The sequence below is a fragment of the Microcella sp. genome (assembly GCF_030645145.1).
In the GTDB taxonomy this organism is placed as follows: Bacteria; Actinomycetota; Actinomycetes; order Actinomycetales; family Microbacteriaceae; genus Microcella.
Window position 1 is genome coordinate 1 of the sequence record NZ_JAUSMI010000165.1, and the last position, 14753, is coordinate 14753.

15 protein-coding genes are annotated in these 14753 nt (G+C 72.7%); 6 read left to right on the top strand and 9 right to left on the bottom strand.

From position 1 onward, the window contains the following. Both serB and glgC read right to left on the bottom strand, forming a co-directional pair. Positions 1-628 (bottom strand): phosphoserine phosphatase SerB (gene serB, locus Q7T15_RS11275; RefSeq protein WP_304696335.1); only part of this gene is annotated, 628 nt, incomplete at its 3' end. Positions 629-665: 37 nt separating this feature from the next. Continuing rightward, a complete protein-coding gene (gene glgC, locus Q7T15_RS11280; protein WP_304696387.1) occupies positions 666-1901 on the bottom strand; it encodes a glucose-1-phosphate adenylyltransferase in 1236 nt (411 codons plus the stop codon). A 46-nt stretch (positions 1902-1947) separates the two neighbouring features. Between glgC and glgA the strand changes: the two genes are divergently transcribed. The 3 genes from glgA (at position 1948) to Q7T15_RS11295 (ending at position 4307) form a co-directional block, all read left to right on the top strand. Then, entirely contained in the window at positions 1948-3135 is a 1188-nt protein-coding gene (gene glgA / locus Q7T15_RS11285; protein WP_304696336.1) for a glycogen synthase, read from the top strand. A gap of 12 nt (positions 3136-3147) precedes the next feature. Further along, complete coding sequence (locus Q7T15_RS11290; RefSeq protein WP_304696338.1) at positions 3148-3930, top strand: ABC transporter ATP-binding protein; 783 nt, start codon at positions 3148-3150, stop codon at positions 3928-3930. Between the two features lie 128 nt (positions 3931-4058). Beyond that, on the top strand, positions 4059-4307 hold the full coding sequence (locus Q7T15_RS11295) for a type B 50S ribosomal protein L31 (protein ID WP_055861338.1): 249 nt from the start codon (positions 4059-4061) through the stop codon (positions 4305-4307). Positions 4308-4395: 88 nt separating this feature from the next. Here the strand turns inward: Q7T15_RS11295 and Q7T15_RS11300 are convergent, their stop codons facing one another. Together Q7T15_RS11300 and treS are read right to left on the bottom strand one after the other, a co-directional pair. Next, positions 4396-5100, bottom strand: coding sequence for an exonuclease domain-containing protein (locus Q7T15_RS11300; protein WP_304696342.1), 705 nt, complete (start codon positions 5098-5100; stop codon positions 4396-4398). Between the two features lie 9 nt (positions 5101-5109). Further along, the gene (gene treS, locus Q7T15_RS11305) at positions 5110-6864 is read right to left on the bottom strand and encodes a maltose alpha-D-glucosyltransferase (protein WP_304696343.1); all 1755 of its coding nucleotides are present in this window, start codon (positions 6862-6864) and stop codon (positions 5110-5112) included. A gap of 117 nt (positions 6865-6981) precedes the next feature. On the opposite strand from treS, the gene Q7T15_RS11310 reads away from it, so the two are divergent. Beyond that, on the top strand, positions 6982-7866 hold the full coding sequence (locus Q7T15_RS11310) for an alpha/beta fold hydrolase (RefSeq protein WP_304696345.1): 885 nt from the start codon (positions 6982-6984) through the stop codon (positions 7864-7866). 25 nt (positions 7867-7891) lie between these two features. After that, the gene (locus tag Q7T15_RS11315) at positions 7892-8977 is read left to right on the top strand and encodes a glycosyltransferase family 1 protein (protein WP_304696346.1); all 1086 of its coding nucleotides are present in this window, start codon (positions 7892-7894) and stop codon (positions 8975-8977) included. A gap of 169 nt (positions 8978-9146) precedes the next feature. Here Q7T15_RS11315 and Q7T15_RS11320 read toward each other — a convergent pair whose 3' ends face one another. The 4 genes from Q7T15_RS11320 to Q7T15_RS11335 are packed head-to-tail and all read right to left on the bottom strand — an operon-like array spanning position 9147 to position 11706. Continuing rightward, entirely contained in the window at positions 9147-9617 is a 471-nt protein-coding gene (locus tag Q7T15_RS11320; RefSeq protein ID WP_304696348.1) for a hypothetical protein, read from the bottom strand. Positions 9618-9666: 49 nt separating this feature from the next. Further along, complete coding sequence (locus Q7T15_RS11325; RefSeq protein WP_304696350.1) at positions 9667-10143, bottom strand: YbaK/EbsC family protein; 477 nt, start codon at positions 10141-10143, stop codon at positions 9667-9669. After that, positions 10143-10787: a histidine phosphatase family protein gene (locus Q7T15_RS11330; RefSeq protein ID WP_304696352.1), complete on the bottom strand. Its 645-nt coding sequence runs from the start codon at positions 10785-10787 to the stop codon at positions 10143-10145. The genes Q7T15_RS11325 and Q7T15_RS11330 overlap by 1 nt, the downstream gene beginning before the upstream one ends. Positions 10788-10839: 52 nt before the next feature. Beyond that, a complete protein-coding gene (locus Q7T15_RS11335) occupies positions 10840-11706 on the bottom strand; it encodes a Sir2 family NAD-dependent protein deacetylase (RefSeq protein ID WP_304696354.1) in 867 nt (288 codons plus the stop codon). Positions 11707-11825: 119 nt separating this feature from the next. Between Q7T15_RS11335 and Q7T15_RS11340 the strand changes: the two genes are divergently transcribed. Further along, on the top strand, positions 11826-12626 hold the full coding sequence (locus Q7T15_RS11340) for an RNA methyltransferase (protein ID WP_304696356.1): 801 nt from the start codon (positions 11826-11828) through the stop codon (positions 12624-12626). A 37-nt stretch (positions 12627-12663) separates the two neighbouring features. Here Q7T15_RS11340 and Q7T15_RS11345 read toward each other — a convergent pair whose 3' ends face one another. Further along, a complete protein-coding gene (locus Q7T15_RS11345; RefSeq protein WP_304696358.1) occupies positions 12664-14742 on the bottom strand; it encodes an alpha-galactosidase in 2079 nt (692 codons plus the stop codon). Between the last annotated feature and the right edge of the window lie 11 nt (positions 14743-14753).

Genomic DNA, 14753 nt, shown 5'->3' on the forward strand with positions numbered 1-14753 from the left:
GGCCGAGCAGCGGGAGCGCATCCCGCAGGTCGCGGCGCGCGATGCTCACGTCGGCGCGCTCGCGCACGATGGGCTTCGCGGCGAACGCGACGCCGAGCCCCGCGGCCTCGAGCATGCGCAGATCGTTCGCGCCGTCGCCGATCGCGACGGTGCGGGCGATCGGCACGCCGAGCCCGGCGGCCCACTCGCGGAGAGCGATCGCCTTGGCCTCGGCGTCGATCACGGGGCCGAGCGTGCGGCCCGTGAAGCGGCCCTCGACGACCTCGAGCCGGTTGGCGCGGTGGTGATCGAGCCCGAGCTCGGCGGCGATCGGGTCGAGCAGCTCGTGGAACCCGCCGGACACGACGCCGACGGCCCCGCCGGCGGCGTGGACGGCCTCGACGAGCTCGCGGGCTCCGGTCGTGAGAGTGATGCGGGCGCCGACGCGGGCGCAGCATCCGTCATCGAGGCCTGCGAGCGTCGCGACCCGCTCGGCGAGCGAGGCGGCGAAATCGAGCTCGCCGGCCATCGCTCGGTCGGTGATGGCGGCGACCGCGGGTCCCGACCCTGCCTCGTCGGCGAGGAGCTCGATGGCCTCCTCCTCGATGAGCGTGGAGTCGACGTCAAGGACGACGAGGAAGCGGGTCATGGGGCGGGCACTCCTCGTCGGGGGCGCACGCGCCCGATCACTCGATGCGGATGCCCTTCCCGACGACCGTGATGCCGGTGTCGGTGACCGTGAAGCCGCGGGCTCGGTCGGCGGCGTGGTCGACGCCGACCTGCGCGCCGGGGGAGACCACGACCTCCTTGTCGAGAATAGCCCGCCGGACGATGGCGCCCGCGCCGATCGTCGTGCGCTCGAAGATGACGGAATCGGTGACCTCGGCCGACTCGACCGTGACCCAGGTGCCGAGCACGCTGCGCTCGATCCGGGCGCCCGAAAGCACCGAGCCGAGCGACACGATCGAGTCGATAACATGCCCGGTCGAGCCCGCGCCGTCGCGCACGAACTTCGCCGGCGGCATGTTGAGCTGCTGCGTGTAGATCGGCCAGTCTGTGTTGTAGAGGTTGAAGACGGGGAGGGCGGCGATGAGGTCCTGGTGGGCGTCGAAGAACGACTCGATCGTGCCCACGTCGCGCCAATAGAAGCGGTCGCGCTCGGTCGCGCCCGGCACGTCGTTGTGGTTGAGGTCGTAGACGAACGCCTCGCCGCGGTTCACGAAGTCGGGGACGATGTCGCCGCCCATGTCGTGCGCGGAGTTGTCGAGCTCGGCGTCGCGCGTCACGGCGTCCATGAGCACGTCGGCGTCGAAAACGTAGTTGCCCATCGAGGCGAGCACCTGGTCGGGGGCGTCGGCGAGGCCGACCGCCTCCTTCGGCTTCTCGTGGAAGGCGGCGATGCGCGAGGGGTTCGCGGGGTCGGTCTCGATGATGCCGAACTGGTCGGCGAGCTCGATCGGCTGGCGGATGCCGGCGACCGTGACGCCCGCACCGGAGGCGATGTGCGCATCGATCATCTGCGTGAAGTCCATGCGGTAGACGTGGTCCGCGCCCACCACGACGACGATGTCGGGCTTCTCGTCGCGGATCAGGTTGAGGCTCTGGAAGATCGCGTCGGCGCTGCCGGAGAACCAGCGCTTGCCGAGGCGCTGCTGCGCCGGAACAGAGGCGACGTAGGCGTTGAGCATGCCGCTCAGCCGCCACGTCTGCGACACGTGCCGGTCGAGCGAGTGGCTCTTGTACTGCGTGAGGACGACGATCTGGCGCAGCCCCGAGTTGATGAGGTTCGACAGCGCGAAGTCAATGAGGCGGTAGCCCCCCGCGAAGGGCACGGCGGGCTTCGCCCTGTCTGCCGTGAGCGGCATGAGCCGCTTCCCCTCGCCGCCAGCGAGCACGATTCCGAACACCTTGGGGGTCGCCATGCCCCCACAGTAGGCGACGCACAGGCGCTGTACTAGCGTCATCACCATGCGCGTCGACGTCATCTCCCGTGAGTATCCGCCCGAGGTCTACGGAGGGGCGGGAGTCCACGTCGCGGAGCTCGTGCGCGCGCTCCGGCACGATGCTCTGGATGTCCGCGTCCGCTGCTTCGGCGCGCCGCGCAACGAGGCCGACACGCACGCCTACCTCGTGCCCGGCGCCCTCTCCTCGGCGAATCCCGCCCTCGCGACGCTCGGCGTCGACCTCGCGATCGCCGACGACGTCGACGGCGCCGACATCGTGCACTCGCACACCTGGTACGCGAACGCGGCCGGGCAGCTCGCGCAGATGCTGCACGGGATCCCGCACGTCGTCACCGCCCACAGCCTCGAGCCGCTGCGGCCGTGGAAGGCCGAGCAGCTCGGCGGCGGCTACCGGATCTCCAGCTGGATCGAGCGCGAGGCGTTCGAGACGGCGGATGCCGTGATCGCCGTGAGCGACGGCATGCGTCGCGACATCCTGCGCTGCTACCCGCAGCTGGACGAGCAGAAGGTCGGCGTCATCCACAACGGCATCGACCTCGACGGCTGGCAGCGGACGATCGACCACGAGTTCGTCCGCACCCTCGGCATCGACCCCGACCGCCCGACGATCGTCTTCGTCGGCCGCATCACGCGCCAGAAGGGCCTGCCGTACCTGCTCGAGGCCGTGCGGTCGCTGCCGAAGGACGTCCAGCTCGTGCTGTGCGCGGGCGCGCCCGACACGCCGGAGATCCTGCGGGAGGTGCAGAACGGCGTCGCCGCGCTCCAGGCGGAGCGCACGGGCGTCGTCTGGATCGAGCGGATGCTCTCGCAGCGCGAGCTCGCGGCCGTCCTGTCGCACGCCACGACGTTCGTGTGCCCGAGCGTCTACGAGCCCCTCGGCATCGTCAACCTCGAGGCCATGGCGTGCGGCGTCGCCGTCGTCGGCACCGCGACGGGAGGAATCCCGGAGGTCGTCGCCGACGGCGAGACCGGTCGCCTCGTTCCGATCGAGCAGGTGCAGGACGGCACCGGGATCCCCGTCGATCCGGCGACGTTCGTCGCCGATCTCGCGACCGTCCTCGGCGAGGTCGTGAGCGACCCGGAGCACGCCGCGGCCATGGGCCGCGCGGGCCGCGCCCGCGCGGAGGAGCACTTCGCGTGGGGGGCGATCGCGGAACGGACACGCGCGCTCTACGCGAGCCTGCTCGTCTAAGCTGGACGCATCATGGCCAGCGTTCTCGAGTTCGACGATGTCTCCCTCAGCCGCGATGGCGCCGCCATCCTCGATGGCATCCGCTGGAACGTCGAGGACACCGATCGCTGGGTCGTCCTCGGCCCGAACGGCGCCGGCAAGACCACGCTCCTCCAGCTCGCCGCGGCGAACCTGCACCCGACGAGCGGTCGCGTCACGGTGCTCGAGGAGGAGATCGGCCACTCCGACCTCGCCTCGCTGCGCCCGCGCATCGGCTTCGCCTCGACCGCGATGGCGCGGCGCGTGCCCGCCGACGAGCGCGTGCTCGACGTCGTCATGACCGCCGCGCACTCCGTCACGGGTCGCTGGAACGAGGAGTACGAGGACGTCGACGAGCGCCGCGCCCGCCGCGTGCTGCGCGAGTGGCACCTCGAGCGCTTCGCCGACCGCCGGTTCGGCAGCCTGAGCGACGGCGAGCAGAAGCGCGTGCAGATCGCGCGCTCGATCATGACCGACCCCGAGCTGCTCCTCCTCGACGAGCCGGCCGCGAGCCTCGACCTCGGCGCGCGCGAGGAGCTCGTCCTCCTGCTCGGCAGCTTCGCGAGCTCGCCCGACTCGCCGGCGATGGTCATGGTCACCCACCACGTCGAGGAGATCCCGGCCGGCTTCACCCACGCGCTGCTCCTCGCGGAGGGCCGCGTCTCCGCGGCCGGGCCGATCGACGAGGTCATCACGGCCGAGCACCTCACGGAGGCCTTCGGGATTCCGCTCCAGGTCAGCCGCGAGGGCGACCGGTACGCGGCGCGCGGCGCCTGACCCGACCCGAGCTCCGGGCCGCGCTCTGCTAGTCTTGAGAGTCGGCCTCGAAGGTTCGCCCTTCGCCTGCCCATCAACCTGCCCGCAGCGGGGGCACCCCGCTGAACAGAGAATCCAAGGAACCGTTCATGAAGACTGACATCCACCCCGAGTACAAGGCGATCGTGTTCCGCGACCTCGCGTCGGGTGAGACCTTCCTCACGCGCTCGACCGTGTCGAGCGACAAGACGATCGAGCTCGACGGCGTGGAGTACCCCGTCATCGACGTCGAGATCTCGTCGGCCTCGCACCCGTTCTACACGGGCAAGCAGCGCATCATGGACTCGGCCGGTCGCGTCGAGAAGTTCAACCAGCGCTTCAAGAACTTCGGCAAGTAAGCCGCAGCACCAACGACGAAGGGCCCCGTCCTCGGACGGGGCCCTTTCTCGTGCGCGGATGCTCGGCGCCCCGTGCGCGATCGGTCGGTCAGGAGCGGACGGGCCAGCCGCGGTCGGCCGTGAAGCGGTGGTCGCGCTCGCGACGCATGTAGTCCTCGAACGAGTCGCACTGCTGGTCGTGCCACGACACCTGCGCGCCGTGGAGCGCCGCGAGGTCCTCCGGCAGGGCGTCGAGGTGCTTCCGGGCGAGGGCCTGCGCGACCCGGCCCGCGGCGATCGCGTCGGCCGCCGCATCGTGGGCGCCCGTGAGCACGACGCCATAGTGCGCGGCCGCGGCCTCGAGCGTGCGCTTGCCGCGGCGGTAGCGATCGACGGCCTTGTCGATCACGAGCGGGTCGACCACGGGGGCGGGGGAGGCGAGCGGCTCCACGCCGTGGCGTCGGGCCTCGTGCTCGAGCAGGCTCAGATCGTAGGCCGCGTTGTAGACCACGAGCGGCAGGGGGCGGGCGAGGAGCGCGCGCAGGGCATCCACGATCTCGGCGACGACCTCACGCGCGGGCCGGCCCTCCGCGCGGGCGCGCTCGGTCGTGATGCCGTGCACGGCGGTCGCCCCGGCCGGAATCTCCACGCCAGGATCAGCGAGCCACGACCACGACTCGAGCTGCTCGCCGTCGGGGCCGATCACGCCGATGTGGGCGGTGACGATGCGCGACGTCGTGACGTCGACGCCCGTCGTTTCGAGGTCGAAGACGGCGAGGCGATCGCTCCAGTGGCCTGCACCCGGCTGGTTCATGCCGCGAGCCTAGGCGTGAGCACCGACGCCGAAGCCTCCGCCGCCGTGGTGCGGGTGCGGGTCGCGATCGCCGACGTGCAGCCAGTAGAAGCTCTGCGTCGCCATCGTGAGCGTCACGTGACCGTTCTCGTCGACCGAGGGGAAGTCGGCGCCGCCGAAGAGATCCCACAGCGGCGCACCCTCGAAGCCCGACATGTCGATCGTCGCGGCGACCGGGTTGTGGGCGAACGAGAACACGCACAGGATGCGCTCGGGCGCGTCGCCGAGGTGCGTGCCGCTCCCGGCGTACTCGCGCACGAACGCGAGCACCGACTCGTGGTTGGTCGGCAGGATGCGGATCGACCCGAGTCCGAAGGTCGGGTGGGCCTTCCGGACGTGGATGACGTTGCGGATCCAGTGCAGGAGCGAGCGCGACTGCGCGAGCTGGCTCTCCACGTTGATCTGGTTGTAGTGGTACACGAGCGACTGCACGACCGGCAGGTAGAGCTTGCCGGGGTCAGCGTGCGAGAAGCCCGCGTTGCGGTCCGGCGTCCACTGCATGGGCGTGCGCGAGCTGTCGCGATCCGGCAGCCAGATGTTGTCGCCCATGCCGATCTCGTCGCCGTAGTAGAGGAACGGGCTGCCAGGGAGCGAGAACAGCAGCGCGTGCGCGAGCTCGAGCTCGGCGCGCGAGTTGTCGAGCAGCGGCGCGAGGCGGCGACGGATGCCGATGTTGGCGCGCATGCGCGGGTCGTAGGCGTACCAGCCGTACATCGCCTGCCGGTACTCCTCGCTCACCATCTCGAGCGTGAGCTCGTCGTGGTTGCGGAGGAACACGCCCCACGCGGCGCCGTCGGGCGCGTTGATCTCCTCGCTCAGCTGACGCTGCAGCTCGGTCGCCTGCTGCGAGCGCAGCGCGTAGAAGATGCGCGGCATGACGGGGAAGTCGAAGGCCATGTGGCACTCCGGCGCCTCCTCCGAGCCGAAGAACTCGACGACCTCGTGCGGCCACTGGTTCGCCTCGGCGATGAGAACGCGGCCCGGGTACTCCTTGTCGACCATCGCGCGCATCTTGGCGATGAACTCATGCGTCGCGGGCTCACCCTCGCCGTTGCCCTCGTCGGTCTCGTAGAGGTACGGGATCGCATCGAGGCGGAAGCCGTCGACGCCGAGGTCGAGCCAGAAGCGCACGACGTCGAAGAGGGCCTCGTGCACGGCCGGGTTCTCGAAGTTGAGGTCGGGCTGGTGCGAGAAGAAGCGGTGCCAGTAGAACTGCCGGCGCACGGGGTCGAACGCCCAGTTCGACTCCTCCGTGTCGACGAAGATGACTCGCACGTTCTCGTACTTCTCGTCGGTGTCGCTCCAGACGTAGAAGTCGCCGTACGGCCCGTCCGGGTCCTCCCGCGACGCCTGGAACCAGGGGTGCTGGTCGGAGGTGTGGTTGACGACGAGGTCGATGACGATGCGCATGTTCCGCTCGTGCGCCTTCGTGACGAGCTCGCGGAACTCCTCGATCGTGCCGAACTCGGGCAGGATCGCGGTGTAGTCGCTCACGTCGTAGCCGCCGTCGCGCAGCGGGCTCTGGAAGAACGGCGGCAGCCACAGGGCGTCGATGCCGAGCCACTGCAGGTAGTCGAGCTTGCCGATGAGACCGCCGAGGTCGCCCGTGCCGTCGCCGTTGGAGTCCATGAACGACCGCACCATGACCTCGTAGAAGACGCTGCGCCGATACCACTGCGGGTCGAGCGCGAGTCCGGGCAGGGTGATGGGTGCGGTGAAGTTCACGAGGCTCCTCGGCGACGGAGGGGAGAGGGGGCTGGCGTCGCGCGCACGCGATCGCGTTCCACTGTAGACCGGGTGCCGCCGACGCTCGCGCGGGCGCCCCGACCTAGACTGTGCGGGATGCCCGCGCCCTCTCCCTACGCCGCCGCCCTGAGCGCGATCCCGCGTCGCGATCGCGACCTGACGATCCTCGGAGCGCGCACGCACGTCGCCGAGTACGGCCCGGCGGATGCCCCGCGCACGCTCGTCGTGGTGCACGGCTTCCGAGGCGATCACCACGGCCTCGAGCCCGTCATCGCGCACCTGCCCGACCTGCGCATCATCGCTCCGGATCTGCCGGGGTTCGGCGCGTCGGCCCCGCTGCCCGACCGCGAGCACGACATCGGGGGGTACGCCGAGTGGCTCGACGCCCTGCTCACTGCCCTGGGCGTGCGCGGCACGGCGGTGCTCCTCGGCCACAGCTTCGGCTCGATCGTCGTGGCGGGGGCGCTCGCGGCGGGCGTGCCCGCGCCGCGATCGGTGCTCATCAACCCCATCGGCCAGCCCGCCCTCGCAGGGCCCCGGGGCATCCTCACCCGCGGCGCGGTCGCGTTCTACAGGCTCGGCGCGATGCTGCCCGAGCGCGCGGGCTTCGCGCTCCTCCGCAGCCGCGCCATCACGCGCATCATGAGCGCGTCGATGGCGAAGACGCGCGAGACGAGCCTGCGTCGGTGGATCCACGAGGAGCACGACCGCTACTTCTCGGGCTTCGCGGAGCGCGACAGCCTGCTCGAGGCGTTCCGGGCGTCGGTCTCGAACGACGTCTCCGACTTCGCGGCCGAGGTGACGGTGCCGACGCTGCTCATCGCCGCCGAGCAGGACGACATCACGCCCCTCGAGGCGCAGCACCGTCTCGTCCGGCTCTTCCCCGACGCGCGGCTCGTCGTCGTGCCCGATGTCGGCCACCTCGTGCACTACGAGGCGCCGGCGGCGGCGGCGCGCGCGATCCGCGAGTTCCTCGCGTGAGCGGGGCCGGCGCGGGGCCGCGCGCATGAGAATCGCGATCGACTGCCGCTACGTGCGCATCGGCCGGCACGACGGCATCAGCCGGTTCACCGCGAGCCTCGTCGAGCACCTGCTGCCCCTCCTCGGTCCCGACGACGAGCTCGTCGCGATCATCCACGACGACCGGCAGCTCGAGATGCTGCCGCCTGTGCCCGCCGTGCATCGCGTGAGCGCGCCGACGAGCGCGCGCGAGCCGTGGGTCGCGAGCCAGGTCAACCGCATCCGGCCCGACGTCGTCTTCAGCCCCATGCAGACGATGGGCACGATCGGGCGCCGATACCCGCTCGCCCTCACGCTGCACGACCTCATCTACTACGCGCACCCGACGCCGCCGCGCGACCTGCCGGCGCCCGTGCGGGGCCTGTGGCGGCTCTACCACCTCGCCTGGTGGCCGCAGCGGCTCCTGCTGAATCGCGCGGATGCCGTGGTCACCGTGAGCGAGACGACGCGCGCCCTCATCGAGACGCACCGTCTGACCTCGCGGCGCGTCGTCGTCGTGCCGAACGCGACCGATCTGCCCGCTCCGCGCGAGCGCGAGCGCCCCGAGGGCGTCGAGCTCGTCTACATGGGCTCGTTCATGCCGTACAAGAACGTCGAGACGCTGTGCCGGGCGCTGCACGAGCTGCCGGGAGCGCGCCTGCACCTGCTCAGCCGCATCCGCGGCGAGGATCGCGCGCGGCTCGAAGAGCTCGCACCCTCCGGCGCGCTCGTGGTCTACGACGGGGTCACCGACGAGGAGTACGCGTCCATCCTCGACGGGGCCACGGCCCTCGTGCACGCCTCCCGCGAGGAGGGCTTCGGCATCCCGCTCGTCGAGGCGATGGGGCGCGGCACGCCCGTCGTCGTCGCCGACACGGCCATCTTCCGCGAGATCGGGGGGTCGGCGGCGCTGTACGCGGCCCCCGACGACGCCGCCAGGTTCGCGCAGCGGGTGCGCGAGCTTCTCGCTCCGGGGGAGTGGGAGGCGCGATCGCGGGCCGGGTACGCGCAGGCGGCGCGGTTCGACTGGTCGCGCAGCGCGGGCATCCTGCTCGACCTGCTGCGCGAGCTCGCGGCGGCGCCGCGGCGCTGAGCGCAGCGCGCGGCGCACGCGCCGCAGCGCTCCGCGACGGGCGCAGTGCGCGCTCGACGCGGGCGGTGCCCTGATGGGCGGCGCTTCGATAAGTGCGGAACGCATGAGGTCGTTTCGGCTCGTCCGCACTTATCGAAGGACGGCGAGACGGCGTGCGGTCATCGGAGGTTCAGTCGAGGAGCTGCGCCGCGTCGAGGACCAGGACCGTCTCGTCGTCGCCGATGCAGAAGCCGGCGACGTTCGCCCAGTAGCCGTCGGGACCCTCGATCGCGAGGAGCGCGTCGTAGGCCATCTCGACGCCCTCGGCCGCGACCGTCGCACCGTCGGGGATCACCTCGCCGTCGGCGTCGACGACCGCGTCACCGCCCGTCGTGAACCCGCGCGGCCAGATCACGAACCGTTCGCCGTCGGCCGTGTCGAGGCGGAAGCAGCCCTCCGAGCCGACGACGAGCGCCGCCTCGAGAGCGACGGGCTCACCCGTGTAGGTCTCGCCCGGCGCCTGGACGGGCAGCCCCGGACCGCCCAGATCCGACCCGGGCGCCTCGGCCGGGGGAGCGGCGACGACGAGCAGGACGACCACGGCGATGATCGTCGCGACGGCGACCGCGATGATCGCGGCGAGCAGGCGGCGGGAGGGCATGGCCGCACTGTACGCCTGCTCGCACCCGCCGCGGCGGAGGCGAGCGGACTCAGCCGGGGGTCGCGATGCGGGCGACGCGGCCGCCCGCCCACTCGACGAGGCGCTCCGGGTCGGCGGGGAAGACGCTCTGCGCGTCGCCCGCCGCCGCCCACACCTCGTCGAAGCGGAGCAGGCTGTCATCGACGATCGTGCGCACGGGGCTCGGATGCCCGATCGGGGGCACGCCGCCGATCGAGTAGCCCGTCGCGGCCTTGACGAGCTTCGCATCCGCCTTCTCGACCGGCAGACCGACGGCCTCGGCGAGCAGATCGAGGTCGGCGCGGCGGTCGCCCGCGACGAGCGCGAGCAGAGGCGTGCGCTCGTCGCCGTCGAGCGCGACGAAGACGAGCGACTTGACGATCGCGCCGACTTCGCAGCCGACCGCCGCCGCGGCCGCGGCCGCCGTGTGGGTCGAGTCGGGCATCCGCACCGGGCGCAGCCCCAGGTCGGCGGTCGCCGCGGCGAAGCGCTCGGCGCCCGTCGCCATCAGCGGGCCGCCTCGCGACCCTCTTCGCGACGGGCGAGGGGGTTCTGCTCCTCGAAGTCCTCGGCGAGCCCGAAGATCGACTGCTCGTCGATCGGGTCGTCGAAGCGCGAGAGGGCGAGATCGCCGTCGGCGTGCAGGAACGAGTGCACCGACCCGTTCGTGATGGGCTCGCGGTGCCGGCCGGGCACGACCGCCTCGAGCACGCTGCGGATCACCCCGCCGTGCGCGACCACGACGATCGACTCGCCCGGGTGCTCGGCGGCGAGGCGATGAAGGGCCGCGACGACGCGCTCCGCGACGGCCTCCCGCGTCTCACGGCCGGGGACCTCGGCGCCCTCGGGGTAGCGGGCGTCGAGCTCGGCGCCCGTCAGGCCCTCGGCGTCGCCGTAGTTGCGCTCGACGAAGGCCGCGTCGAGCTCCGGGCCGGGCATCCCGATCGCCTCGGCGATGATCGCGGCGGTCTCGGCGGCGCGACCGAGCGGCGAGGCGATGATGCGGGACCACTGGCGGCCGCGCAGCAGCTGGCCGGTCGCGGCCGCCTGCGCGCGGCCCGTGTCGTTGAGCGGGATGTCGGTCGAGCCCTGGATGCGACGCGCGCGATTCCAGTCGGTCTCGCCGTGGCGGACGAGGGCGAACGCGGTCATGGTGGCCTTTCCGGATCGGGGCGGGCGACCGGGGCGGACGGCGGCGGGAGCGCTAGTCGGCGATGAGGGCGTCGCGGAGGGCCGCGAGCGTCTCGGTGGTGCCCGCGTCGATCTTAACGGCGGCGCGCGCGTCGGCCTTCGTCTCTCCCCGGTTGACGATGATCGTCGGGATGCGGCGCTTCGCGGCGAGCCCCACGAGCCGCACGCCCGAGTTCACGACGAGCGAGGAGCCGAGGACGAGCAGGGCGTCGGCGCGGGCGACGATGCCGCGGGCCTCCTCGAACTTCACGGGAGGGACGAACTCGCCGAAGAAGACGATGTCGGGCTTGAGGGTCCCGCCGCACACGGTGCACTCGGGGATGGCGAAGCGCGACACGTCGTCGACCTCGGCGTCGCCGTCGGGGTTCACGCGGTGCTCGGCGTCGACGTCGAGCCACGGGTTCAGGGCCGTGATGCGGTCGGCGATCGAGTCGCGCGCGAAGGCCTGGCCGCAGTGCAGGCACACGACGCGATCCATCGAGCCGTGCAGGTCGACGACGCGGCGGCTGCCGGCGCGCACGTGCAGACCGTCGACGTTCTGCGTGACGACGCCCGCGATGCGGCCGTGATCCTCGAGCTCGGCGAGGGCGCGGTGGCCGTCGTTGGGGCGCGCGGAGGCGAAGCGGCTCCAGCCGAGGTGGCTGCCCGCCCAGTAGCGCTTGCGGTAGGGCTCGTCGGCGAGGAACTGGCTGAAGGTCATGGGCGTGCGCACGGGGGCGCCGGCCCCGCGGTAGTCGGGGATGCCCGAGTCGGTGCTGATCCCGGCTCCGGTGAGGACGGCGATGCGGCGGCCCGCGAGCAGCGCGATCGCCTCGTCGAGGCTCGCGCGAGCGGCATCGCCGAGCGGCAGCGGCTGAGCCGGGGCCGACGAGTGCGCCATGGTGCCTCCCTGCGGGGTCTCTCGCAGAGTAAACGCGCCGGGTTTCGGATATGTTTCCGGAGGCTGTGCGACCGGGGAGCGCCCTCGGCGAACGCCGCGATCGGAAGGCGGGGATCTCGATGCGGATCGTGCGGATCGAGGGCCTGGAGCATCCGGACCTCGCCGACTACGCGCGCCTCACGGACGTCGCGCTGCGTCGCCTGACCGAGCCCGAGGGCGGGCTGTACCTCGCCGAGTCGCTCACGGTCATCGGGCGGGCGCTGCGCGCCGGCCACGAGCCGCGCTCGGTGCTCACGAGCGAGAGGTGGCTGCCCGACGTCGAGGCCCTGCTGGGCGATCGCGACGTCCCCGTGTACGTCGGGGCGACGCCAGCCCTCGAGGAGCTCACCGGCTTCCACCTGCATCGCGGCGCCCTCGCGAGCATGCATCGGCCCGCGCCGCTCGACCCCCGTGCCCTGCTGGCGGATGCCCGGCGCGTCGTCATCGTCGAGGACGTCGTCGACCACACCAACGTCGGGGCGATCTTCCGCTCGGTCGCGGGCCTCGGGGCGGACGCCGTGCTCGTCACGCCGCGCTGCGCCGACCCGCTCTACCGCCGCAGCGTGCGCGTGTCGATGGGAACGGTGCTGCAGGTGCCGTGGACGCGGCTGCCGGAGTGGGACGAGGCCGCGCCGATCCTCCACGAGGCGGGGTTCACGATCGCCGCGCTCGCCCTCGCGGACGACGCAGTCTCGCTGCGCGACTTCGCCGCGACCGCTCCCGAGCGCGTCGCCATGCTCGTCGGCGCGGAGGGCGACGGGCTCTCGCGGCAGGCGCTCGCGGCGGCCGACGTCGTCGTGACGATCCCGATGGCGCACGGCGTCGACTCGCTCAACGTCGCGGCCGCGAGCGCGGTCGCGCTCTACGCGCTGCAGGGCTGAGGAGCCCCGCCGCCCGGGCAGGGTCGGCGCCGACCGCTCAGTCGACGGCGATCGCGTGCAGCACGAGCGCCTGCTCCGGAGCCAGCAGAGGCACCGGGATGCCCGCCTCGGCGAGCACGCGGCCGTGGGCGACGAGCTCGCCCTCGACGAACCACGCGGGCGGGGCATCCTGCAGCACGCGCGGAGCGCCGCCGAGCGGGACGACCGCGACGCGATAGCGGCGATCGGGGTCGAGTCCGGGCAGCCGCAGCGGCGCCGGCACCGCGACGGGCGAGGAGGCGAGCGTCGCGAGGCTGAAGAGCGCTTCGGCGCGGTCGAGCGCGACGACGCCGTGGACGAGCCGTGCGGCGTCGTCGTCGGGGTCGACGCGGACGGTGCGACCGGCGTGCACGAGCGGGCGGAAGCGGCGGACGGTCGCGACCCAGTCGCGCAGGAGGGCGCGCTCGTCGTCCGTCGCGCGCGTGACATCCCACTCGATGCCGGCGTGGCCGAACAACGCGGTCGCGAGCCGTAGCGAGAGGTCGTGCGTGCGGCCCGTGATGTGGGCGCGCGGCGCGCCGACGTGGCCGCCGAGGAGCTCGAGCGGCACGAGAAGACTCGTCCAGCGCTGGATGCTCTGCCGCTCGAGGGCGTCGTTCGTGTCGCTCGTCCAGAACCGGTGGGTGCGGCGCGCGATGCCGAGGTCGACGCGGCCGCCGCCCGAGGCGCACGACTCGATCGCGAGCTCGGGGTGGCGGGCGCGAAGCTCGTCGAGCAGCGCGTAGAGCGCGCGCGTCTGCGCGGCCGAGCCGCCGGCCATGAGGGCGCGGTTGTGATCCCACTTGAGGAAGCGGATCGGGTACTCCGTCAGAAGGGCGTCGAGCGCTCCCAGCAGGTGGCTGCGCACCTCGGGGTTCGCGAGGTCGAGCGCGTGCTGCCAGCGCCACGTCGGCGGGACGGCGCCGTCGGAGGAGGCGAGGAGCCAGTCGGGATGCTCGTGCGCGAGCCGCGACTCGGGGCTCACCATCTCGGGCTCGACCCACAGGCCGAACTCCATCCCGCGGCTCTCGACGCGATCGACGAGCGGGTGCAGGCCCTCGGGCCACCGCTCGGGGTCGACGACCCAGTCGCCGAGCGCGCGGCGGTCGTCGGTGCGGCCCGCGAACCAGCCGTCGTCGAGGACGAACCGCTCGACGCCGAGATCGGCGGCGGCGTCGACGAGCGGCGAGAGCGCGTCGAGCGACTGGTCGAAGTAGACGGCCTCCCACGTGTTGAGCACGACGGGGCGGTGCGTGGGAGGCGACAGGCGCCGCACGTACGGGTGGAATCGGTCGGAGAGCCCGTCGAGCCCCGTGCCGGAGAACGCGAAGAGCGCGACCGGGGCGTCGTGGCGCTCGCCCGGGGCCAGGACGACCTCGCCGGGCTGCAGGAGCTCCTCGGCGTGCAGGTGCCGGTGGCCGGTCGCGAGCGACTCGAGGGCGATGCGGCTGTCGCCGCTCCAGGCGTGGTGCATGGCCCACACCTCGCCGGCGGCGAAGCCGAAGCCGGGCGTGCCGGCGATCGTGAGGAACGGGGCGTCGTGGCCCGGGCGGCCCTGGCGCTGCTCGCGCACGTGGACGCCGTCGCGGACGGGGCCGCGCTGCGGGCGCCGCTCGCCGGCCCACAGCCCGGAGAAGTCGAGGAGGTCGCGGGCGCGGGCGGGCACCGGCAGACGTGCGGCGAGGCGCGCGATCGCGACGGGATGCTCGCCCGCGGCGGTCGCGGAGACGGCGACCTCGGCGATGCCCTCGCCGGTGAGCTCGATGCTCCAGTCGAGGTCGAGGAGGGGGCCGCGGTCGTCGTGCGCGCGCAGCGAGACGACGAGCCCGGCGTCGGCGGAGCGGTGCACGGCCGTCGTGCTGAGCACGAGCGGGGAGCGCGAGGCGGGCATCCCGACCCGATGGGCCTCGATGCCGGGGAGTCCCGTCCAGCCCTCCGCGGGCGTGGGGAGGACGGAGGGGACGAGCGGGCGGTCGGGCGAGCTCGGGGCGACCGCGGGATCGGCGGCGACGAGCGCGAGGTCGGGCTCGTCGAGCGGGCCGAGGTCGGGGCCCCAGTAGCGGACGGCGGGCACGGCCGCGCCGCGGGCGTCGAGCACGAGGCTGACAC

What these genes read in the sequence shown, in the direction of transcription:
- Q7T15_RS11335 (WP_304696354.1), bottom strand. Translation starts at nt 11,706, where the DNA reads ATGGCGCACTCGTCGGCCCCGGCTCAGCCGCTGCCGCTCGGCGATGCC.
- Q7T15_RS11290 (WP_304696338.1), top strand. Translation starts at nt 3,148, where the DNA reads ATGGCCAGCGTTCTCGAGTTCGACGATGTCTCCCTCAGCCGCGATGGC.
- Q7T15_RS11295 (WP_055861338.1), top strand. Translation starts at nt 4,059, where the DNA reads ATGAAGACTGACATCCACCCCGAGTACAAGGCGATCGTGTTCCGCGAC.
- Q7T15_RS11315 (WP_304696346.1), top strand. Translation starts at nt 7,892, where the DNA reads ATGAGAATCGCGATCGACTGCCGCTACGTGCGCATCGGCCGGCACGAC.
- glgC (WP_304696387.1), bottom strand. Translation starts at nt 1,901, where the DNA reads ATGGCGACCCCCAAGGTGTTCGGAATCGTGCTCGCTGGCGGCGAGGGG.
- Q7T15_RS11300 (WP_304696342.1), bottom strand. Translation starts at nt 5,100, where the DNA reads ATGAACCAGCCGGGTGCAGGCCACTGGAGCGATCGCCTCGCCGTCTTC.
- Q7T15_RS11330 (WP_304696352.1), bottom strand. Translation starts at nt 10,787, where the DNA reads ATGACCGCGTTCGCCCTCGTCCGCCACGGCGAGACCGACTGGAATCGC.
- glgA (WP_304696336.1), top strand. Translation starts at nt 1,948, where the DNA reads ATGCGCGTCGACGTCATCTCCCGTGAGTATCCGCCCGAGGTCTACGGA.
- Q7T15_RS11340 (WP_304696356.1), top strand. Translation starts at nt 11,826, where the DNA reads ATGCGGATCGTGCGGATCGAGGGCCTGGAGCATCCGGACCTCGCCGAC.
- Q7T15_RS11320 (WP_304696348.1), bottom strand. Translation starts at nt 9,617, where the DNA reads ATGCCCTCCCGCCGCCTGCTCGCCGCGATCATCGCGGTCGCCGTCGCG.
- Q7T15_RS11325 (WP_304696350.1), bottom strand. Translation starts at nt 10,143, where the DNA reads ATGGCGACGGGCGCCGAGCGCTTCGCCGCGGCGACCGCCGACCTGGGG.
- Q7T15_RS11310 (WP_304696345.1), top strand. Translation starts at nt 6,982, where the DNA reads ATGCCCGCGCCCTCTCCCTACGCCGCCGCCCTGAGCGCGATCCCGCGT.